Source organism: Pseudomonas helvetica, from assembly GCF_039908645.1.
In the GTDB taxonomy this organism is placed as follows: domain Bacteria; phylum Pseudomonadota; class Gammaproteobacteria; order Pseudomonadales; family Pseudomonadaceae; genus Aquipseudomonas; species Aquipseudomonas helvetica.
This window is the reverse complement of record NZ_CP150917.1, coordinates 5,256,634-5,277,855: the sequence shown is the minus strand read 5'-3', so window position 1 is coordinate 5,277,855 and position 21,222 is coordinate 5,256,634. Positions and strand designations below refer to the sequence as shown.

Below are 21,222 nucleotides of genomic sequence, written 5' to 3'. Positions count from 1 at the left end.
CATGATCTCAACCTTGCGACGTGGCCTGTTGGTATTACTGGCGGTCTTGCCGTTCATGGGTAACGCCGTGGCTGCGCAGTCCGCGCACGATATCGTGCAGGACACCACCAATCGGTTGCTCGCCGATCTGTCGGCCAATAAAGCGAAGTACAAGCAGGATCCGAACGGTTTCTACGATGCCTTGAACACCATCGTCGGGCCCGTGGTGGATGCCGAGGGCATCTCCAAGAGCATCATGACGGTCAAGTACTCGCGCAATGCCACACCTGCGCAAATGAAAACCTTTGAAGATAACTTCAAGCGCGGGCTCTTCCAGTTCTATGGCAATGCTTTGCTTGAGTACAACAATCAGGGCATTACCGTTGATGCGGCCAAGGATGAATCGGGAGACCGAACCAGCGTTGGCATGACGGTCAAAGGCAGCAACGGCGCGATCTATCCTGTGTCCTACACACTCGAAAAGATCAATGGCGAGTGGAAGCTGCGTAACGTGATCATCAACGGCATCAACATTGGCAAGCTGTTCCGTGATCAGTTCAGCGACGCGATGCAGCGCAATGGCAATAACCTGGACGCGACCATCAATGGTTGGGCCGGTGAAGTCGCCAAAGCCAAGGAAAAGACCGACGCAGAAACGACTCAGAAGAAGCCCGCCCAATGAGTGAGTCGGCTGTCAGCATGGGTGAGGCCGGTGAGCTGATGCTCAGCGGCGTACTCGATTACCGTACCGGGCCGGCCCTGCGCAAGCAGGGCCAGGCCTTGATCAAGTCGAGCACCGCGTCAGCCCTGGTAGTTGATTGCTCGGGTGTGCAAAAGTCCAGCAGCGTCGGTTTGTCGTTGTTGCTGTGTTTCATGCGTGACGCGCAAGCGGCGGGCAAGGCGCTGAGCATCCGTGCCTTGCCTGACGACATGCGTGAAATCGCTCAGGTCAGCGAATTGACCGAGCTGTTGGCACACCCCTAACTATCATCTATAAAGAAGCCCCCCGTCAGAGTCCTGCTATGCGGGGTTCGCAGGCGCGGGGCTTTTTTGTATGATGTCCGACCCGCGCGCACAGGGCGCCGATTGAGGTTGAGCATGCAGGCCAACGAAGTGAAGAGCTTTCTTGAAGGAAAGCTGTCCGAAACTCTTTTATCAGTACAGGTAGAAGTTGAGGGCGAAGGCTGCAACTTTCAGCTGAACGTGATTAGCGATGAACTGGCGGCATTGAGCCCGGTCAAGCGTCAGCAGCAGATCTATGCCCATTTGAACCCATGGATCACCGATGGCAGCATCCATGCGGTCACTATGAAATTTTTCAGCAGCGCGGCCTGGGCCGAGCGCACCTGAGCCCAAGGGCGTCGAGATTCTTATGGATAAACTGATTATTACCGGCGGTGTTCGTCTTGATGGCGAAATCCGCATTTCCGGGGCAAAGAACTCTGCCCTGCCGATTCTGGCGGCAACGCTGTTGTGCGATGGCCCGGTTACCGTCGCCAACCTGCCGCACCTGCACGACATCACCACCATGATCGAGCTGTTCGGTCGCATGGGCATTGAGCCGGTGATCGACGAGAAACTCAGCGTCGAAATCGACCCGCGGACCATCAAGACCCTGATCGCTCCGTACGAACTGGTTAAAACCATGCGTGCGTCGATTCTGGTTCTGGGCCCGATGGTCGCGCGTTTCGGTGAAGCTGAAGTCGCACTGCCTGGCGGTTGCGCCATCGGTTCGCGTCCGGTCGACCTGCACATCCGTGGCCTTGAAGCCATGGGTGCAGTCATTGACGTGGAAGGCGGCTACATCAAGGCCAAGGCGCCAGAAGGCGGCCTGCGCGGTGCACATTTCTTCTTCGATACCGTCAGTGTGACCGGTACCGAGAACATCATGATGGCAGCCGCCCTGGCCAAGGGCCGCAGCGTTCTGGCTAACGCCGCTCGCGAACCTGAAGTCGTCGACCTGGCGAACTTCCTGAACGCCATGGGCGCGAAGGTTTCCGGTGCCGGCACCGACACCATCACCATCGACGGCGTCGAACGTCTGCACACGACCACTTACAAAGTGATGCCGGACCGTATCGAAACCGGTACTTACCTGGTGGCTGCTGCCGTGACTGGCGGCCGCGTGAAGGTCAAGGACACCGATCCGACCATCCTTGAAGCCGTTCTGGAAAAACTCAAGGAAGCGGGCGCCGAAATCACTACCGGCGAAGACTGGATCGAGCTGAACATGCACGGCAAGCGGCCGAAAGCCGTCAACGTGCGTACCGCTCCGTACCCGGCGTTCCCGACCGACATGCAAGCGCAGTTCATCTCCCTCAACGCGATTGCCGAAGGCACTGGCGCTGTGATCGAGACGATCTTCGAAAACCGCTTCATGCACGTCTACGAGCTGCACCGCATGGGCGCTCACATCCAGGTCGAAGGTAATACCGCGATCGTCACCGGCATCGAAAAGCTCAAGGGCGCGCCAGTCATGGCCACCGACCTGCGGGCTTCGGCCAGCCTGGTGATTTCGGCGCTGATCGCCGAAGGCGACACGCTGATCGATCGCATCTACCACATCGACCGTGGTTACGAGTGCATCGAAGAGAAACTGCAGATGCTCGGCGCGAAAATCCGCCGCGTACCGGGCTAGTTTCTGCTTCATGGGCGCAGGGACGTGCCCGTTGATTTGTTAAGATCGAGCCCGTTACGGCTCGATGTGTGTCCGGCGCCATTTGCGACCGGGCATGAGTACCTTGATAAGGACTGACGTTTCCCATGTTGACCATCGCACTGTCCAAGGGCCGCATCCTTGACGACACCCTGCCGCTTCTGGCTGAAGCGGGCATCGTGCCGACCGAGAATCCGGACAAGAGCCGCAAGCTGATCATCCCCACGACCCAGGCCGATGTGCGCTTGCTGATCGTGCGTGCCACCGATGTGCCGACCTACGTCGAGCATGGTGCCGCTGACCTGGGCGTCGCCGGTAAAGATGTGCTGATGGAATACGGCGGCCAGGGCCTGTACGAGCCACTGGACCTGCAAATTGCCCAGTGCAAGCTGATGACCGCAGGTAAAGTCGGCGCGGTCGAGCCCAAGGGTCGTCTGCGCATCGCCACCAAGTTCGTCAACGTTGCCAAGCGTTATTACGCAGAGCAGGGTCGTCAGGTCGACATCATCAAGCTATATGGCTCGATGGAGCTGGCACCGCTGATCGGTCTGGCGGACAAGATCATCGACGTGGTCGATACCGGCAACACGCTGCGGGCCAACGGCCTGGAGCCACAGGATTTCATTGCTGCCATCAGCTCCCGGCTGATCGTCAACAAAGCTTCGATGAAAATGCAGCACGCCCGTATCCAGGCGTTGATCGACACCCTGCGCAAGGCAGTGGAGTCTCGACACCGCGGCTGATTCACCCGCGCGACGTTGAGTCGCGCCCGTCTATCCGCCTCATAGCCAGAATTCTCAGGTGCCCAAGCGGATCGAATGGTAGCTTCGGGCGCCTGAGTTTTTGCCAACCTATGAGGCTCTCGCTATGACCGCACCGACTGCAATTCGCCGACTCAACGCTGCTGACCCGGATTTCGCGCATCATCTGGATCATCTGCTGAGCTGGGAAAGTGTGTCTGACGACTCGGTCAATCAGCGGGTGCTGGACATCATCAAGGCTGTGCGTGAACGCGGCGACGCGGCGCTGGTTGAATTCACCCAGAAGTTCGACGGTCTGCAAGTGGCGTCGATGGCCGACCTGATCCTGCCGCGCGAGCGCCTGGAACTGGCACTGACCCGGATCACCGTGCCTCAGCGCGAAGCGCTGGAAAAAGCCGCGGCGCGGGTGCGCAGCTACCACGAAAAACAGAAGCAGGACTCCTGGAGCTACACCGAAGCCGACGGCACGGTGCTGGGCCAGAAAGTCACGCCGCTGGATCGCGCCGGTCTGTACGTCCCGGGCGGCAAGGCGTCTTACCCGTCTTCGGTGTTGATGAATGCGATTCCGGCCAAGGTGGCCGGTGTGACCGAGGTGGTCATGGTCGTACCGACGCCACGCGGTGAAGTCAACGAGCTGGTGCTGGCGGCGGCGTGCATCGCGGGCGTCGACCGGGTGTTCACCATCGGTGGCGCGCAAGCGGTTGCCGCGCTGGCCTATGGCACCGAAAGCGTGCCGAAGGTCGACAAGGTCGTCGGCCCGGGCAACATCTATGTCGCCACCGCCAAGCGCCATGTGTTCGGCCAGGTCGGTATCGACATGATTGCCGGCCCATCGGAAATCCTTGTGGTGTGCGACGGCCAGACCGATCCGGACTGGATCGCCATGGACCTGTTCTCCCAGGCCGAGCACGACGAAGACGCCCAGGCGATTCTGGTCAGCCCCGACGCCGGGTTCCTCGACCAGGTGGCGGCAAGCATCGCCAAACTGCTGCCGACCATGGAGCGCGCCGAAATCATCAACACCTCGATCAATGGCCGTGGTGCGCTGATTCAGGTTCGCGACATGCAGCAAGCCATCGACGTGGCCAATCGCATTGCGCCGGAACACCTGGAACTGTCGGTGGCCGATCCGCAAGCCTGGTTGCCGCAGATCCGCCATGCCGGCGCGATCTTCATGGGCCGCCACACGTCCGAGGCCTTGGGCGATTACTGCGCCGGTCCCAACCACGTGCTGCCGACTTCCGGCACCGCGCGTTTCTCCTCGCCGCTGGGTGTGTATGACTTCCAGAAACGTTCGTCGATCATCTTCTGCTCCGAGCAGGGTGCCTCCGAACTGGGCAAGACCGCTTCCGTGCTGGCCCGTGGCGAGTCGCTGACCGCTCACGCCCGCAGCGCCGAATACCGCATCGTTGACGACAAGCAGGGGAACTGAGCATGAGCAAATTCTGGAGTCCATTCGTCAAGGATCTGGTGCCATACGTACCGGGCGAGCAGCCGAAACTGGCGAAGCTGGTCAAGCTCAACACCAATGAAAACCCTTACGGCCCATCGCCTAAAGCACTGGCGGCGATGCAAACCGAACTGAATGACAACCTGCGTCTGTACCCGGACCCCAACAGCGACCTGCTCAAGCAGGCAGTGGCTGAGTATTACGGTGTACAGGGCAATCAGGTGTTCCTCGGCAATGGTTCCGATGAAGTCCTGGCGCACATCTTTCACGGTTTGCTGCAACACGATAAACCGCTGCTGTTCCCGGACATCAGCTACAGCTTTTATCCGGTGTATTGCGGCTTGTACGGCATTCCATTCGACGCGGTACCGCTGGACGAGCAGTTCCAGATTCGTGTTGCGGATTATGCCAAGCCGAACGGCGGGATCATTTTCCCCAACCCGAACGCCCCGACCGGTTGCCTGTTGGCGCTGGACGCCGTCGAGAAAATTCTCAAGGCCAGCCCTGATTCGGTGGTGGTGGTCGACGAAGCCTATGTCGATTTCGGCGGTGAAACCGCAATCAGCCTGGTCGACCGTTACCCGAATCTGCTGGTGACTCAGACCCTCTCCAAGTCGCGTTCGCTGGCCGGTTTGCGCGTGGGCCTGGCGGTGGGGCATCGGGACCTGATCGAGGCGCTGGAGCGGATCAAGAACAGCTTCAACTCCTATCCCCTGGATCGCCTGGCGATTGTCGGTGCGGCAGCGGCGTTTGCCGATCGTGCATACTTCGACAAGACCTGCCAGCTGGTGATCGAGAGTCGCGAGTGGGTGGTCAAGCAATTGCAGGAGAAGGGCTTTGAGGTATTGCCGTCGGCGGCGAACTTCATCTTCGCCCGTCACCCGCAGCATGACGCGGCAGGCCTGGCAGCGAAGTTGCGCGAGCAAGGCGTGATCGTCCGGCACTTCAAGCAGGAACGGATTGCCCAGTTCCTGCGCATCACCATCGGTACGCCAGAGCAGAACCAGGCGTTGATCGACGGCCTCGGCGATCTCTGAAGCTGCAGCTGATCCTGTGGCGAGGGAGCTTGCTCCCGCTCGACTGCGAAGCAGTCGTAAATCCAGCACCTGCGACCTGTCGTTCAGAACGCAGTAGCTGATTTAAGGGCCGCTTCGCGACCCAGCGGGAGCAAGTTCCCTCGCCACAAGGATGTGCAAGTCTTACTCGTGATGCGGTTCACCGAGGAACGTCAACGAACTGAACACCCCTCGCGTCGCGAGATCCGGATTGTCCTTCAACGGGATTTCCACCTGCGCGGCAATCACATTCAATCCTTCATTGCGCACCAGCACCTGCGCCCGGCCTTCAGCATCGGTTTCCGTACTCAAGGTGTTCGGCGCATTGCGATAGTCGCCAATCAACTTGATCCCCGCCGCCGGTTTGCCATCGAGCAACACCCGCACCGGCAATGATTTGCCCGGGCCAACGGTCAGCGGATCAACTTCCGGCAAAATCAGCAGTTTGATCTGATCAAGTGCAGGTAGCTTCGCTCCTGGCTGATAAATCGCCAGGCTGTACTTGAACGTCTGGGTCGACTCGATAGCGCCCGGCACTTTGCTGCGCCCCTGATTGATCCACTTTTTGTCGGCGGTCTGCGACCACATGCCATTGTCCAGCGCCACGGCCAGCACCGCTGGCGATTTGAGCGGTTGCAGGCGCGCGTGATCGGCCAGGCGTTCTACGGTAACCGGGATCATCTTGCCGCCGATGTCATAGGCCCAGGCGCCGCTGATTTTCTGCGCCTTGAAGGCATTGTCTTCGGCGCCGTGGCCGTAGATGACTTCGATGTTGCCGCGACGTTGTTCGGTCCACAGGCCATGGGCCGAGACCTGGCCGGTAAACATCAGGCCGAGCAGCAGGCTGAGCGCTACGGGTTTGAGGTGTGGCATGGTGACTTCCTTTTACAGGTTGAGTGTCAGGCTGACGGTGAAATTGCGCGGCTCGCCGGGGTTGACCCAGTAGTTGCTGTAGGAGCGCTCGTAATATTTCTCGTCGAAAAGGTTGTTCAGGTTCAGCCCCAACGTGACGTTTTCACTGGCCTTGTAATGGGCCAGCAGGTCGACGGTGTGGTAGGCCGGCAGTTCGAAGTCGCTGCCGGCTTCGCCCGATCGATCGCCGACATAGGTGTAGGCCGCGCCGACATCCGAGCCACGCAGCAGACCTTCCTGAAATTCATAAACGCCCAGCAAACTGCCGCTGTGCCTGGCCACGCCGAGAATCCGGCTGCCGGTCGCAATGGCTTTGTCGCCTTGGGTAACCTCGGCGTCGATGTACGCAAACGCACCAATCACTCGCACAGCGTCAGTGAGTTGCCCGCTCACTTGCAGATCGAAACCCTGGCTGCGGGCCTTGCCCATGGCGCGGTTACTATCGCTGGCGGGGTCGAGGGCGAGGACGTTTTCTTTTTCGATATGAAAGGCGGCGAGGGTGCTGCTCAGGCGCTCATCGAACAGCTCGCTCTTGATCCCGATCTCGTAGCCAACGCCTTCTTCCGGATCGAAGGATTTGCCTGTGGCATCCAGGCCGTTGTTGGGTTTGAACGAGGTCGAGGCGTTGGCGAACAGTCCATGCTGTGGCGTCAGTTGATAGAGCAGGCCGGCGCGTTGGGTCAGAGCGTCGTGGTTCTGTCGGCTGCGGTTGTTCAGCGTGTGATCGTCGATGGTTTGCTCGAAGTGTTCCAAGCGTGCCCCGAGCATGCCGCGCAGGCGGTCGGTGAACACGATCTGGTCCTGAAGGTTCAGTGCCTGACTTTCGACCTGCTCGAAAAAGTCCGGGCCCGAGCGCTTGCCATCGGGTTTGGGCTGACCGTAAACCGGGTCGTAGATATCGATCGCGTAAGGGCCGCCAGCGATAGTGGTGACCCGCTCGTTCTTGCGGAAGTTTTCGTACTCGCTGCCAATCAGCAGTTCGTGTTGCCAGCTGCCGATGTCGAACAAACCGCGCAGTTCGAGCTGGGTGATGCTGTCGTGCCAACGGTTGTCGCGCTCACGGTAACGGCGGTTGACCGTGTGTTGATCGGCGTTCAACGGGCGGGCTTCCGAGGCAAAGCCCCAGAGTTTGCCTTCTTTGTAATGGCTGGCCAGGCGCAGTTTCCAGGCGTCGTTGAGGTGGTGTTCGAGGGTCGCCTGCAACAGATTGTTGTGGTTGTCGATGTTGCCGTCGTCAGGTTCACCGAGGAAGGTCGAGCGCGAGACACCGCTCCAGCGGTTGTTCGGCGCGACGATGCCGCGGTCGAAGGTCGAGCTGTGCCGGACAATCTCGCTTTCCAGCAGCAGGCTGGTGTCCGGGTTGAGTTGCCAACTGAGCGACGGCGCAACGAACACCCGCTGGTTGTCGACGTGATCACGAAAGCTGTGGTTGTCCTCGACCGCCAGATTGACCCGCGACAACACATTGCCTTGCGGGTCGAGCGGGGTGTTGACGTCCAGCGCGGTGCGATAACGATCCCAACTGCCGGCGCTGGTCTGCAAGGTGCTGAAGGCTTCGGGCTGCGGTTTTTTGGTGACGATGTTCACTGTACCGCCAGGGTCGCCGCGCCCGTAAAGACTGGCGGCGGGGCCCTTGAGCACTTCGATGCGCTCGACGTTCGCGGCGTCCGGGGTGCTTGGGTAACCGCGGTTCGCGCTGAAGCCGTCCTTGTAGAACTCCGAGGTGGTGAAGCCGCGCACGCTGTACTCATACAGCGTCAGGCCGCCGAAGTTGTTCTGTTTCGATACGCCACCGGCAAACTCCAGAGCGCGCTCGACATTGTGGCTGCCCAGGTCCTTGAGCACGCTGGCAGGAATCACGCTGATGGATTGTGGGATATCGCGGATTGCCGTGTCGGTTTTGGTCGCGCTGGACGACCGCGTGGCGCGATAGCCGTTCACCGGGCCGGTGGCAGACTCGTAATCGGAGGTGACACTGATGGTGTCCAGTTCAAGCGGTTGTGGGTCTTCGGCGAACACCGGATCCCCGAGCAGGCCCAGGGCCAGGCCTGCCAGAGGAGCAAATTTACGAGACGGCATGAGAGCGTTCCAATAGCGATATTGAAACAATATAACATGCCTAATGAGAATGTATGCTTTTAGGGCTCGTCTGCATCAGCAGAGGTATTGGGTGTTGCCGAAGGCGTTAAAAGATCACAGCCTCCGGCAACTCCTATGGGCTTACTCTTCTTCTTTGACCGGGGCGGGTGGCGGACGCAAGCCGATTTCCGCAGTCAGCTTGAGCTCCTTGCCGTTGCGCATGACCTGAACGGTGACCTTGTCAGTCGGTTTGATCCGCGCCACCTGGTTCATTGAACGGCGGCCATCGCCGGCTGGTTCGCCGTCAATGCTGAGGATCACATCGCCCAATTGCAGGCCGGCTTTTTGTGCCGGACCGTCGCGGAAAATCCCCGCGACGACAATCCCCGGACGCCCGGACAAGCCATACGATTCCGCCAGTTCCTGGCTCAAGGGCTGCACTTCAATCCCCAACCAGCCGCGAATCACCTGGCCGTGTTCGATGATCGACTTCATCACTTCCATCGCCAGCTTGATCGGAATCGCGAAACCAATGCCTTGCGAGCCGCCGGACTTGGAGAAAATCGCGGTGTTGATCCCGGTGAGGTTGCCGTTGGCGTCTACCAGCGCACCGCCGGAGTTGCCCGGGTTGATCGCGGCGTCGGTCTGGATGAAGTCTTCGTAGTTGTTCAGGCCCAACTGGTTGCGCCCGGTGGCGCTGATGATGCCCATGGTCACGGTCTGGCCGACACCAAACGGGTTGCCGATGGCCAGCGCGACATCGCCGACGCGGATGTTTTCCGAGCGGCCGACGGTGATCGACGGCAGGTTCTTCAAATCGATTTTCAGTACTGCGAGGTCGGTTTCCGGGTCGCTGCCGATCACGCGAGCCAGGGTTTCACGACCATCCTTGAGTGCGACGACGATTTGGTCGGCGCCGGTAGTCACGTGGTTATTGGTCAGCAAATAACCTTCAGGGCTCATGATCACCCCGGAACCGAGGCTCGACTCCATGCGCTTCTGCTTGGGCGCGTTGTCGCCGAAGAACCGCCGGAACTGCGGGTCTTCAAACAACGGATGGCTGGTTTTGTTGACCACTTTGGTGGTGTAGAGGTTGACCACTGCCGGTGCGGCAATGACCACGGCATCGGCGTAAGACACCGGCCCCTGTTGGGTCTGAGTGGTTTGTGGGGCTTGTTGCAGGTTCACATCCAGACTTGGCAGTCCGACCCATTGCGGGTAACGCTGGATGATCAACAACGCGATAAGCACGCCGGCCAGCAGCGGCCAGCCAAAAAAACGCAGACCCTTGAACATTGAACAAATCCTGGGAGGTTACGGAGGGCCGCCTGTGGCCCATAATGTCGCGCATTATACGAGGCCGCGCGCGCCTCTGAACGGGATATTTAGGAGTCTTTTATGGCCGTCGCCCTGAGCACCCTGGTAGAAGAAGCGGATCGTTACCTTGCCAGTTCGCGGATTTCCGACTATTGCCCCAATGGCTTGCAAGTCGAAGGTCGGCCGCAGGTCACGCGTATCGTCAGCGGTGTCACGGCCAGCCAGGCGTTGCTCGATGCAGCGGTCGAAGCCAAGGCCGATCTGGTGCTGGTACACCACGGCTACTTCTGGAAAGGTGAAAACCCCTGCATCACCGGTATGAAGCAGCGTAGGCTCAAAACCCTGCTCAAGCACGATATCAGCCTCCTGGCTTATCACTTGCCGCTGGATTTGCACCCGGAAGTGGGCAACAACGTGCAATTGGCTCGCCAACTGGACATTACCGTCGAAGGCCCGCTGGACCCGGAAAACCTCAAAGTGGTCGGGTTGGTCGGCTCGTTGGCCGAACCTATGACCGCGCGCGACTTTGCCCGTCAGGTGCAAGAGGTCATGGGCCGCGAGCCGTTGCTGATCGAGGGCAGCAAAATGGTCCGGCGCGTCGGCTGGTGCACGGGCGGTGGCCAGGGCTATATCGATCAGGCGGTGCAGGCCGGTGTCGACCTGTACCTGAGCGGTGAAGCGTCCGAACAAACCTTCCACAGCGCCCGAGAGAACGACATCAGCTTCATCGCCGCCGGTCATCACGCCACCGAACGCTTCGGCGTACAGGCGCTGGGGGATTATCTGGCTCGACGGTTTGCCCTTGAACACATTTTCATCGATTGCCCGAATCCGATTTGATAACCGAAAATCAACGATGGGAGCGGGCCTGCGGCGCCCGAACGAGCAGGTATATTCATATGCTCTTTCGATCTAGTCGGCGTCCTGATTAGAAGAGGTCGCTGTGCTAGCATTCGCCGCTCGAACACGGCCCGCTGGCCGTTCATAAGAAAGCTTTCGTGAGTAGCCATGGTCGACAAACTGACGCATCTGAAACAGCTGGAGGCGGAAAGCATCCACATCATCCGCGAGGTGGCCGCCGAGTTCGACAACCCGGTGATGCTGTACTCCATCGGTAAAGACTCCGCCGTGATGCTGCATCTGGCACGCAAGGCGTTCTTCCCGGGCAAGCTGCCGTTTCCGGTGATGCACGTCGACACCCAATGGAAATTTCAGGAGATGTACAGCTTCCGCGACAAGATGGTCGCAGAGCTGGGCCTTGACCTGATCACCTACGTCAACCCGGAAGGCGTGGCTCAAGGGATCAACCCCTTCACCCACGGCAGTGCCAAGCACACCGACATCATGAAGACCGAAGGCCTGAAACAGGCTTTGGACAAGTACGGCTTCGACGCAGCCTTCGGTGGTGCGCGCCGCGATGAAGAGAAATCCCGCGCCAAAGAGCGCGTGTACTCGTTCCGCGACAGCAAGCACCGCTGGGATCCGAAAAACCAGCGCCCGGAGCTGTGGAACGTCTACAACGGCAAGGTCAACAAAGGCGAATCGATCCGCGTATTCCCGCTGTCGAACTGGACCGAGCTGGACATCTGGCAGTACATCTACCTTGAAGGCATCCCGATCGTCCCGCTGTACTTCGCCGCCGAGCGCGAGGTCATCGAGAAGAACGGCACGCTGATCATGATCGACGACGAGCGCATCCTCGAGCACCTGAGCGACGAAGACAAAGCCCGCATCGTCAAAAAGAAAGTGCGTTTCCGTACCCTTGGCTGCTACCCGTTGACGGGCGCGGTGGAGTCCGAGGCCGAAAGCCTCACGGACATCATTCAGGAAATGCTCCTGACGCGAACTTCCGAGCGCCAGGGCCGAGTCATCGATCACGATGGCGCCGGCTCGATGGAAGACAAAAAACGTCAAGGTTATTTCTAAGGGGCTGTCATGTCGCATCAATCTGATTTGATCAGCGAGGACATCCTCGCCTACCTGGGCCAGCACGAACGTAAAGAGCTGCTGCGCTTTCTGACTTGCGGTAACGTCGACGACGGCAAGAGCACCCTTATCGGGCGTCTGCTGCACGACTCCAAGATGATCTACGAGGATCATCTGGAAGCCATTACCCGCGACTCGAAAAAAGTCGGCACCACCGGTGACGACATCGACCTGGCGTTGTTGGTCGACGGCCTGCAGGCCGAGCGCGAACAAGGCATCACCATCGATGTTGCGTACCGCTATTTCTCCACCGCCAAGCGCAAATTCATCATTGCCGACACCCCTGGCCATGAGCAGTACACCCGCAACATGGCCACCGGTGCATCCACCTGTGACCTGGCGATCATCCTGGTCGACGCCCGTTACGGCGTGCAAACCCAGACCCGTCGCCACAGCTTCATTGCCTCGTTGCTGGGCATCAAGCACATCGTCGTCGCCATCAACAAGATGGACCTCAAGGACTTCGATCAGGGCGTGTTCGAATCGATCAAGGCCGATTACCTGAAGTTCGCTGAAGGCTTGAAAATGAAGCCTACCAGCATGCACTTCGTGCCGATGTCGGCGCTGAAGGGCGATAACGTGGTGAACAAATCCGAGCGCTCGCCGTGGTACACCGGCCAGTCGCTGATGGAGATCCTTGAAACCGTGGAAGTCGCGGGCGACCGTAACTTCACCGATCTGCGTTTCCCGGTGCAATACGTCAACCGGCCGAACCTGAACTTCCGCGGTTTCGCCGGCACCCTGGCCAGCGGCATCGTCAAGAAGGGCGACGAAGTCGTGGTGCTGCCGTCGGGCAAAAGCAGCCGCGTGAAATCCATCGTCACTTTCGAAGGTGAGCTGGAACACGCAGGTCCGGGTCAGGCCGTAACGCTGACCATGGAAGACGAAATCGACATCTCCCGTGGCGACTTGCTGGTGCATGCCGACAACGTGCCGCCGGTCACCGACAGCTTCGAAGCGATGCTGGTGTGGATGGCTGAGGAGCCGATGCTGCCGGGCAAGAAATACGACATCAAGCGCGCCACCAGTTACGTGCCGGGCTCGATCGCCAGCATCGTCAACAAGGTCGACGTGAACACTCTGGAAGAAGGCCCGGCCAGTGCCTTACAGCTGAACGAGATCGGTAAGGTCAAGATCAGCCTCGACGCGCCGATTGCCCTCGACGGGTATGAAAGCAACCGCACCACCGGTTCGTTCATCATCATCGACCGCTTGACCAACGGCACCGTCGGCGCCGGCATGATCGTCGCCCAACCTTTGGCGCATGGCAGCTCCACGCACCATGGCAAATTGGCCCATGTAGCCACCGAAGAGCGTGCCCAGCGCTTCGGCCAGCAACCGGCTACCGTGCTGTTCAGCGGCCTCTCGGGCGCGGGCAAAAGCACTTTGGCCTATGCAGTTGAACGCAAGCTGTTCGACATGGGCCGTGCGGTGTTTGTGCTCGATGGGCAGAACCTGCGTCACGACCTGAACAAAGGTCTGCCACAGGATCGCGCCGGGCGTACCGAGAACTGGCGTCGTGCGGCTCACGTCGCACGTCAGTTCAACGAAGCCGGTTTGCTGACCCTGGCGGCGTTTGTCGCACCGGACGCCGAAGGCCGTGCACAGGCCAAGGCGCTGATTGGCGATGACCGCTTGCTGACCGTTTACGTGCAGGCGTCGCCGATGGTCTGCGCCGCACGCGATCCGCAAGGGTTGTATGCTGCCGGTGGCGACAACATCCCTGGCGATTCCTTCCCGTATGACGTGCCGCTGGACGCCGACCTTGTGGTCGACACCCAGACGCTGTCGCTGGAAGAAAGCGTCAAGCAAGTGCTGGACCTGCTGCGTAAACGCGGCGCGATTTAAGCTTCACGCGCACTAAAAAGCCCGCAACCGAGTGATCGGTTGCGGGCTTTTTGTTGATCCGCTTTTGTGGCGAGGGAGCTTGCTCCCGCTGGAGCGCGAGGCGGTCCTGAAATCAGCGAACGCATTCTTTCTGTAAGAGTGCGTCGGCTGGTTTTGCGGCCGCTGCGCGACCGAGCGGGAGCAAGCTCCCTCGCCACAGGAGGTCAGCGTTTTCCGGGATACTCGCGATGCATCTGCTCAAGCAGTGCATCCTTGTCTTCCCACAACTGGTTGATCCAGCCCTGGAACTCCAGGCGGTACACGCCATCCTGGTCGTAGTTCTTGCCGATGAACTGCGGCGGGATCTTCAGTTCCTGAAAGTGCACCACCACGTCTTTCACGTTGCCACACAGCAGGTCCCAATAACCGGGGCGCCCGGCCGGGTAGTGAATGGTCACGTTGACGATGGCTTCCAGTTGCTCACCCATGGCGTCCAGCACAAACGCGATACCGCCCGCCTTGGGCTTGAGCAGGTAGCGCAACGGCGATTGCTGCTGCGCATGCTTGCCTTCGGTGAAGCGCGTGCCTTCGACGAAGTTGAAAATCCCCACCGGGTTATGGCGGAACTTGTCGCAGGTCTTGCGAGTGGTTTCCAGGTCTTTGCCTTTCTTCTCCGGGTGCTTTTCCAGATAGGCCTTGGAGTATCGCTTCATGAACGGGAAGCCCAGCGCCCACCAGGCCAAGCCGATCACCGGCACCCAGATCAGTTCTTGCTTGAGGAAGAACTTCAGCGGGCGAATCCGGCGATTGAGCACGTACTGCAACACCATGATGTCGACCCAGCTCTGGTGGTTGCTGGTGATCAGGTACGAGTGCTGATAGTCCAGCCCTTCGAGCCCGCTGAGCGTCCAGCGCGTGTGCCCGAGCAAATCCATCCAGGCCTTGTTGTTGCTGATCCAGGCTTCATGGATGTGGCTCATCAGCCAATCGGTGAAGCGCTGTGCGGTCGGGAAGGGCAGCAACAATTTGAAGATTGCCACGACAAACAGCGGTGTGCAGCAGACGATCGTGTTCAGCGCCAACAACAGCGAGGCGATCACGCCTCGCAAGGGTGCAGGTAGAGAATCCAGCATTTAAACATCCATAGGTCGGTTGGCGGCTTGAATCGCAGTCAGGGCAATGGTGTAGACGATGTCGTCGACCTGGGCGCCGCGCGGCAAGTCATTTACCGGTTTGCGCAGGCCTTGCAGCATCGGTCCGAGGCTGACGCAGTCGGCGCTGCGTTGCACGGCTTTGTGAGTGGTGTTGCCGGTGTTCAGGTCGGGGAAAATGAACACGGTTGCCCGACCGGCTACCTGACTGTTCGGCGCCAGTTGCCGGGCCACGTTTTCGTTGGCCGCGGCGTCGTACTGCAACGGCCCGTCGATCAGCAGCGCGTTCTGCGCTTCGTGGGCGAGCAAAGTGGCTTCGCGGACTTTCTCGACTTCTTCGCCGCTGGCCGATTCGCCGCTGGAGTAGCTGAGCATCGCCACTCGTGGCGTGATCCCGAAGGCGGCGGCAGAGTCGGCACTTTGCAGGGCGATCTCGGCCAGTTCACTGGCGCTCGGGTGCGGGTTCATGATGCAGTCGCCGTAGACCAGCACTTCCTCCGGGAACAGCATGAAAAACACCGACGACACCAACGTGCAGCCGGGTGCGGTCTTGATCAGTTGCAATGCCGGGCGAATGGTATTGGCGGTGGAGTGGATGACCCCGGACACCAGTCCGTCGACTTCATCCAGTGCGAGCATCATGGTGCCGATCACCACGGTGTCTTCCAGCTGTTGCTCGGCCATTGGCGCGTTGAGGCTTTTGGTCTTGCGCAACGCGACCATCGGCTCGACATACCGCTGACGGATCAGGTCCGGGTCGAGAATCTCCAGGCCCTCAGGCAACTCGATACCCTGGGCGCGCGCGACTGCTTGCACGTCTTCGGGTTTGGCCAGCAACACGCAGCGAGCAATCCCGCGGGCCTGGCAGATCGCTGCCGCCTGTACCGTCAAAGGTTCGCTGCCTTCTGGCAGGACGATGCGTTTGTTGGCAGCCTGGGCGCGCTGGATCAGTTGATAGCGGAACACCGCTGGCGACAGGCGCATTTCACGCGGCGTGCCGCAGCGCTGGTGCAACCAGTTGGCGTCGAGGTGGCTGGCGACGAAATCGGTGATGATCTCCGCACGCTCGCGGTCGTCGATCGGGATTTCCTTGTTCAAACCGTTCAACTGGTTGGCGGTTTCGTAGGAGCCAGTGCTCACCGACAATACCGGCAGACCGGCCTGCAAGGCGCCTCGGCAGAGGTCCATGATCCGTGGGTCGGGCAGGGTGCCGCTGGTCAGCAGCAGCCCGGCCAGCGGCACGCCGTTGATCGCGGCGAGGCTGACGGCGAGGATGATGTCGTCGCGATCGCCGGGGGTTACCACCAGCACGCCGGGCTTGAGCAGTTCGACCGTGTTGCGCATGGTGCGGGCGCAAATGATGATCTTGCTCATGCGGCGGGTTTCATAGTCGCCGGCATTGAGCACCTGAGCGCCCATCAAGTCCGCGACGTCACGGGTGCGCGGGGCGTTCAGTTCCGGCTGGAACGGAATGCAGCCAAGCAGCCGGAAGTCGCCGCTGCGCAGCAAGGGCGAGTGTTCCTTCAGGCGCGCGGCGAAAGCCTCCATGCTTTCATCGGTTTTGACCTTGTTGAGAATCACGCCGAGCACTTTCGGGTCTTTTGGACCGCCAAACAATTGCGCTTGCAACTCGACCCGGCCAGACAATTCGGTGAGCACTTCGTTTTCCGGTGCCGAGACCAGAATCACCTCGGCATCCAGGCTTTTCGCCAGGTGCAGGTTGACCCGCGCGGCGTAGCTGGCGCTGCGGGTCGGGACCATGCCTTCGACGACCAGCACGTCTTTGCCGATGGCGGCTTGCTGGTACAGGGTGATGATTTCTTCCAGCAGTTCATCCAGCTGACCGTCGCCGAGCATCCGCTCGACGTGAGCCAGGCCCAGCGGCTGCGGCGGCTTCAGGCCGTGGGTGCGGGCCACCAGTTCGGTGGAACGTTCAGGGCCGGTGTCGCCAGGGTGCGGCTGGGCAATCGGTTTGAAGAAGCCGACTTTCAACCCGGCTCGCTCAAGGGTACGTACCAGCCCGAGGCTGATGGAGGTCAGACCCACACCAAAATCGGTGGGCGCGATAAAAAAAGTTTGCATGCGGATTCTCTGGAGGTGCATGGCAAGGGTGAACGCCTATGACTGGCCTTCTACCGATATTTCAGACGTCAAGGTTATCGCTAACCGAGCCCTGAGCGCACCAACCGCAATCAAAGGGTTGGCCTATTTTTTCAATACGCTTGGCGGGGTCCAGAACCCAGGTTCGTGATTGCCAGGGTGGCTGGTGGCGCAGATGCTGGGTATGGCCGCAGGAAAGCTCGACAACCCAGTGTCCGTCCTCGTCCTGATGGAAGCCCTGGATCGTCGACCCTGCCGAAGCGACCCGTCCGTCCGGGTTCTGTTCGCTTTCGGGCGTTTGCTTCGCTAAACTGGGTCTTTCTATATTCTTATGCAAAAGGTCTCGCCCCATGCTGATCGCCGCCAATAAGGCTGTCTCCATCGACTATACCCTGACCAACGACGCTGGTGAGGTCATCGACAGCTCCGCCGGCGGCGCACCGCTGGTGTACCTGCAAGGCGCAGGTAACATCATCCCGGGCCTGGAAAAAGCCCTGGAAGGTAAAGCAGTCGGTGACGAACTCAACGTCGCCGTAGAACCTGAAGATGCCTACGGTGAATACGCTGCCGAACTGGTCAGCACCCTGAGCCGCAGCATGTTCGAAGGCGTCGACGAACTGGAAGTGGGTATGCAGTTCCACGCTTCCGCGCCAGACGGCCAGATGCAAATCGTCACCATCCGTGATCTGGACGGCGACGACGTGACCGTTGACGGCAACCACCCGTTGGCCGGTCAGCGTCTGAACTTCAAGGTCAAGATCATCGACATCCGTGATGCCAGCCAGGAAGAAATCGCTCATGGTCACGTCCATGGCGAAGGTGGCCATCACCACTGATTTTCTGCGCTAAGCTTCGAGAACTGGAGAGGCGCCCGAGGGGCGCCTTTTTAGTCCGCGGCTGTCCTTGGCGACATCGCCAAGAGGCTGTTTCGAGAAGAACACGGGAAATTTGGAGTTCGTCATGAGTGCTTTTCACGACCTTACATTGAAAGCTTTGGATGGCCAGGAGTTACCTCTGGCGCCCTTCAAAGGGCACGTCGTGCTGGTGGTCAACGTCGCCTCCAAGTGTGGTTTGACCCCACAGTACGCTGCTCTGGAAAACCTCTACCAGCAATACAAGGGCAAAGGTTTCAGTGTGTTGGGTTTGCCGTGCAACCAGTTTGCCGGGCAAGAGCCAGGCACTGAAAGCGAGATCAAAGAGTTCTGCAGCCTCAACTACGGCGTGACCTTCCCGCTGTCCAGCAAGCTGGAAGTCAACGGTCACGACCGTCATCAGCTGTACCGGTTGTTGGCGGGCGAGGGCGCGGAATTCCCGGGTGACATCACCTGGAACTTTGAAAAATTCCTTCTCGGCAAAGATGGTCGCGTGCTGGCGCGTTTCTCGCCACGTACTGCACCGGATGATCCGACGATCGTCCAGGCGATCGAAAAAGCCCTGGTCTGAACCTGTCTCCCGCAGGAGCACGGCTTGCCGGCGATAGTGATCTCAAGAACGCCATCGCCGGCAAGCCGTGCTCCTACAGACCCCTCCCTGTCTTTTGAACCTTAATCACCTAAATCAATAGTGCTATTCAAGGCTGGCAAGCCTCCATATTATCGCCGTCATAAAGTTATTTTCACGTGGAGCGTCCCATGCCCGTCAAAGCCTTGTTCAAACCGTTCAGCCTCGGTGCCCTGGAGCTGCCAACCCGTGTGGTCATGGCGCCGATGACCCGTTCGTTTTCCCCGGGCGGCGTACCGAATTCGAAAGTCATCGAGTACTACCGTCGCCGTGCTGCGGCGGGTGTAGGCCTGATCATCACCGAGGGCACCACGGTTGGCCACAAGGCTTCCAACGGTTACCCGAACGTCCCGCACTTTTACGGCGAAGCGGCGTTGGCCGGCTGGAAAAAAGTCGTTGATGCGGTCCACGCCGAAGGCGGCAAGATCGTTCCGCAGTTGTGGCACGTCGGCAGCGTACGGCGCATCGGCACCGAGCCGGATGCGAGCGTGCCGGGCTACGGGCCATCGGAAAAACTCAAGGACGGTCAGGTCGTGGTTCACGGCATGACCCAACAAGACATTCAGGATGTGATCGCGGCCTTCGCCCAGGCCGCCAAAGACGCGCAGAGTATTGGCATGGACGGCGTCGAGATCCACGGCGCCCACGGCTATCTGGTCGACCAGTTCTTCTGGGAAGGCAGCAACCAGCGCACCGACGAATACGGTGGCAGCCTGGCCAATCGTTCGCGCTTTGCCGTTGAGCTGATCCAGGCCGTGCGTGCGGCGGTCGGTGCGAACTACCCGATCATCTTCCGTTACTCGCAGTGGAAGCAGCAGGACTACACCGCACGTCTGGTGCAAACTCCGGAGGCGTTGGGCGAGTTTCTCCAGCCGCTGTCCGATGCCGGTGTGGATATTTTCCACTGCTCTACGCGGCGTTTCTGGGAGCCGGAGTTCGACGGTTCCGAACTGAACCTGGCAGGCTGGACCCGCAAACTGACGGGCAAGCCGACGATCACCGTGGGCAGTGTGGGGCTGGACGGTGAGTTCCTGCAGTTTATGGTCAACACCGACAAAGTCGCGCAACCGGCCAGCCTGGAGAACCTGCTGGAACGTTTGAACAACCAAGAGTTCGACCTGGTGGCTGTGGGACGCGCCTTGCTGGTCGACCCGGACTGGGCGCAGAAAGTCCGCGAAGGTCGCGAGCAGGACATCCTGCCGTTCAGTCGTGAGGCGTTGATGACGCTGGTTTGATCGAATGGGGCATGGCCATCAGAGGCTGTGCCCCGATTTGCACCTCGCAAGCCCCGCGCAACTGTCCTTCAAATTGCTCGACGATTGCCCCCCAGCCCTGCCGACTGGCGTGCTGACGCGCGTTGAGTCGTATGCAGCGCAAGGTTTCTGCTTCTTCCAACAACCAACGGGCGGCATCGCAAAATGCCTCTTCGTCCCCCGGCATCGCCAACACACCGTTGTAACCATGGCGAATGTGTTGAGCGGCGGCGGCCTGATCGTAAGCCACCACGCCCAATCCAGAGGCCAGTGCTTCCAGCACCACATTGCCGAAGGTTTCGGTCAGGCTCGGAAACAGAAACAGATCCCCGGACGCGTAGTGACACGCCAAGGCTTCTGCGCGCTGCGAGCCACAGAAGATCGCGTCGGGCAGTGCCTTTTCCAGCAGCGCACGTTGTGGGCCATCGCCGATCACGATCAGCTTTATTCGTCGTTGTGGATAAGACGACTGCAAAGCCTGGTAGCAATGTTTGAGCAGACCGAGGTTTTTTTCCTGAGCGAGCCGGCCGACGTGAATCAACGCGATGTCGTCGTTCTCCAGCCCCCAGCTTTCACGCAGCGAACCCAGGCGTTTGGCCGGGTGGAACAGTTGACTGTCGACGCCACGGGACAGCAGCGCCAGGCGCTCGAACTGCCGACGTTCCAGCTCCATTCGCTGGCTGGCGCTGGGCACCAGGGTCAACTTGGTGCGGTTATGGAACCAGCGCAGGTAATGCGTCAGTAACCGGGTCAACAGTCCCAGGCCGTACTGGTTGGAGTACTGCTGGAAGTTGGTGTGAAACCCGCTCACCACTGAAATACCCAGCCGCCGCGCCGCGCGCAAGGCCGACAACCCCAGTGGTCCTTCGGTAGCGATGTAGAGCACGTCCGGGCGATGACGCTGCCAGCGCCTGAGCAACTTGTGCATCGACGACTGGCCCCATTGCAGCCCCGGATAACCCGGCAGCGGCCAGCCGCGGCAGAGCAGCAGTTCATCGTCGCTTAGGCGGGTCTGATCGCTGCCCTGGCGCGGTCGCACCAGTTCTACCAGGTGCCCGCGCGCGCGCAGACCTTCGCACAGGCGGCCAAGGGTATTGGCCACGCCATTGATTTCCGGAGGGAAGGTTTCGGTGATCAGAGTGATATGCAGAGCTGTCGTCATGGCCTCAGTGTCGACTGAGGCCATGTCGCCATTG

At 59.9% G+C, this 21,222-nt stretch carries 20 protein-coding genes; 13 read left to right on the top strand and 7 right to left on the bottom strand.

The features are described 5' to 3' along the window. Window position 1 precedes the first annotated feature (1 nt). From AABM55_RS24415 to hisC, 7 genes are all read left to right on the top strand, one after another. Window positions 2-661, top strand: a complete 660-nt coding sequence (locus AABM55_RS24415; protein WP_054593986.1) for a phospholipid-binding protein MlaC — start codon at window positions 2-4, stop codon at window positions 659-661. Continuing rightward, a complete protein-coding gene (locus tag AABM55_RS24410; RefSeq protein WP_054593985.1) occupies window positions 658-963 on the top strand; it encodes a lipid asymmetry maintenance protein MlaB in 306 nt (101 codons plus the stop codon). Before AABM55_RS24415 ends, AABM55_RS24410 begins: the two co-directional genes overlap by 4 nt. Window positions 964-1,077: 114 nt before the next feature. Further along, window positions 1,078-1,329, top strand: a complete 252-nt coding sequence (locus tag AABM55_RS24405) for a BolA family protein (RefSeq protein ID WP_019691904.1) — start codon at window positions 1,078-1,080, stop codon at window positions 1,327-1,329. Between the two features lie 22 nt (window positions 1,330-1,351). Next, window positions 1,352-2,617 carry a UDP-N-acetylglucosamine 1-carboxyvinyltransferase gene (gene murA / locus AABM55_RS24400; protein ID WP_054593984.1) on the top strand — a complete coding sequence of 422 codons (1,266 nt, stop codon included), beginning with the start codon at window positions 1,352-1,354 and terminating at the stop codon, window positions 2,615-2,617. A 125-nt stretch (window positions 2,618-2,742) separates the two neighbouring features. Then, window positions 2,743-3,378: an ATP phosphoribosyltransferase gene (hisG, locus tag AABM55_RS24395; RefSeq protein WP_007941260.1), complete on the top strand. Its 636-nt coding sequence runs from the start codon at window positions 2,743-2,745 to the stop codon at window positions 3,376-3,378. A gap of 124 nt (window positions 3,379-3,502) precedes the next feature. Further along, complete coding sequence (gene hisD / locus AABM55_RS24390; protein WP_054593983.1) at window positions 3,503-4,828, top strand: histidinol dehydrogenase; 1,326 nt, start codon at window positions 3,503-3,505, stop codon at window positions 4,826-4,828. 2 nt (window positions 4,829-4,830) lie between these two features. Beyond that, window positions 4,831-5,883 carry a histidinol-phosphate transaminase gene (gene hisC / locus AABM55_RS24385; protein WP_347927983.1) on the top strand — a complete coding sequence of 351 codons (1,053 nt, stop codon included), beginning with the start codon at window positions 4,831-4,833 and terminating at the stop codon, window positions 5,881-5,883. 162 nt (window positions 5,884-6,045) lie between these two features. Here the strand turns inward: hisC and AABM55_RS24380 are convergent, their stop codons facing one another. The 3 genes from AABM55_RS24380 to algW form a co-directional block, all read right to left on the bottom strand. Beyond that, on the bottom strand, window positions 6,046-6,774 hold the full coding sequence (locus tag AABM55_RS24380; RefSeq protein ID WP_347927982.1) for a DUF4198 domain-containing protein: 729 nt from the start codon (window positions 6,772-6,774) through the stop codon (window positions 6,046-6,048). A gap of 12 nt (window positions 6,775-6,786) precedes the next feature. Continuing rightward, window positions 6,787-8,892 (bottom strand): TonB-dependent siderophore receptor, encoded by a 2,106-nt coding sequence (locus tag AABM55_RS24375; protein WP_347927981.1) that lies wholly within the window; start codon window positions 8,890-8,892, stop codon window positions 6,787-6,789. A 141-nt stretch (window positions 8,893-9,033) separates the two neighbouring features. Beyond that, the gene (gene algW, locus AABM55_RS24370; RefSeq protein ID WP_054593979.1) at window positions 9,034-10,188 is read right to left on the bottom strand and encodes a Do family serine endopeptidase AlgW; all 1,155 of its coding nucleotides are present in this window, start codon (window positions 10,186-10,188) and stop codon (window positions 9,034-9,036) included. Between the two features lie 102 nt (window positions 10,189-10,290). On the opposite strand from algW, the gene AABM55_RS24365 reads away from it, so the two are divergent. From AABM55_RS24365 to cysN, 3 genes are all read left to right on the top strand, one after another. Further along, window positions 10,291-11,049 carry a Nif3-like dinuclear metal center hexameric protein gene (locus tag AABM55_RS24365; protein ID WP_347927980.1) on the top strand — a complete coding sequence of 253 codons (759 nt, stop codon included), beginning with the start codon at window positions 10,291-10,293 and terminating at the stop codon, window positions 11,047-11,049. Window positions 11,050-11,217: 168 nt separating this feature from the next. After that, window positions 11,218-12,135, top strand: a complete 918-nt coding sequence (gene cysD / locus AABM55_RS24360) for a sulfate adenylyltransferase subunit CysD (RefSeq protein WP_019691910.1) — start codon at window positions 11,218-11,220, stop codon at window positions 12,133-12,135. 9 nt (window positions 12,136-12,144) lie between these two features. Continuing rightward, entirely contained in the window at window positions 12,145-14,043 is a 1,899-nt protein-coding gene (gene cysN, locus AABM55_RS24355; RefSeq protein ID WP_054593977.1) for a sulfate adenylyltransferase subunit CysN, read from the top strand. 203 nt (window positions 14,044-14,246) lie between these two features. Here cysN and AABM55_RS24350 read toward each other — a convergent pair whose 3' ends face one another. From AABM55_RS24350 to AABM55_RS24340, 3 genes are all read right to left on the bottom strand, one after another. After that, window positions 14,247-15,155 carry an acyltransferase gene (locus AABM55_RS24350; protein ID WP_347927979.1) on the bottom strand — a complete coding sequence of 303 codons (909 nt, stop codon included), beginning with the start codon at window positions 15,153-15,155 and terminating at the stop codon, window positions 14,247-14,249. Beyond that, complete coding sequence (gene pta / locus AABM55_RS24345; protein WP_054593975.1) at window positions 15,156-17,255, bottom strand: phosphate acetyltransferase; 2,100 nt, start codon at window positions 17,253-17,255, stop codon at window positions 15,156-15,158. A gap of 61 nt (window positions 17,256-17,316) precedes the next feature. Next, window positions 17,317-17,655, bottom strand: a complete 339-nt coding sequence (locus tag AABM55_RS24340; protein ID WP_081013853.1) for a DUF3565 domain-containing protein — start codon at window positions 17,653-17,655, stop codon at window positions 17,317-17,319. Here AABM55_RS24340 and AABM55_RS24335 point away from each other — a divergent pair. The 3 genes from AABM55_RS24335 (at window position 17,624) to AABM55_RS24325 (ending at window position 20,008) form a co-directional block, all read left to right on the top strand. After that, entirely contained in the window at window positions 17,624-18,109 is a 486-nt protein-coding gene (locus tag AABM55_RS24335; protein ID WP_054593973.1) for a peptidylprolyl isomerase, read from the top strand. The two genes, AABM55_RS24340 and AABM55_RS24335, sit on opposite strands and share 32 nt — an antisense overlap. A gap of 124 nt (window positions 18,110-18,233) precedes the next feature. Next, the gene (locus AABM55_RS24330) at window positions 18,234-18,716 is read left to right on the top strand and encodes a glutathione peroxidase (protein ID WP_019691915.1); all 483 of its coding nucleotides are present in this window, start codon (window positions 18,234-18,236) and stop codon (window positions 18,714-18,716) included. A 188-nt stretch (window positions 18,717-18,904) separates the two neighbouring features. Beyond that, entirely contained in the window at window positions 18,905-20,008 is a 1,104-nt protein-coding gene (locus AABM55_RS24325) for an NADH:flavin oxidoreductase (protein WP_347927978.1), read from the top strand. Here the strand turns inward: AABM55_RS24325 and AABM55_RS24320 are convergent. Further along, entirely contained in the window at window positions 19,977-21,188 is a 1,212-nt protein-coding gene (locus AABM55_RS24320) for a glycosyltransferase family 1 protein (protein WP_103315801.1), read from the bottom strand. The genes AABM55_RS24325 and AABM55_RS24320 overlap by 32 nt on opposite strands. Window positions 21,189-21,222 lie beyond the last annotated feature (34 nt).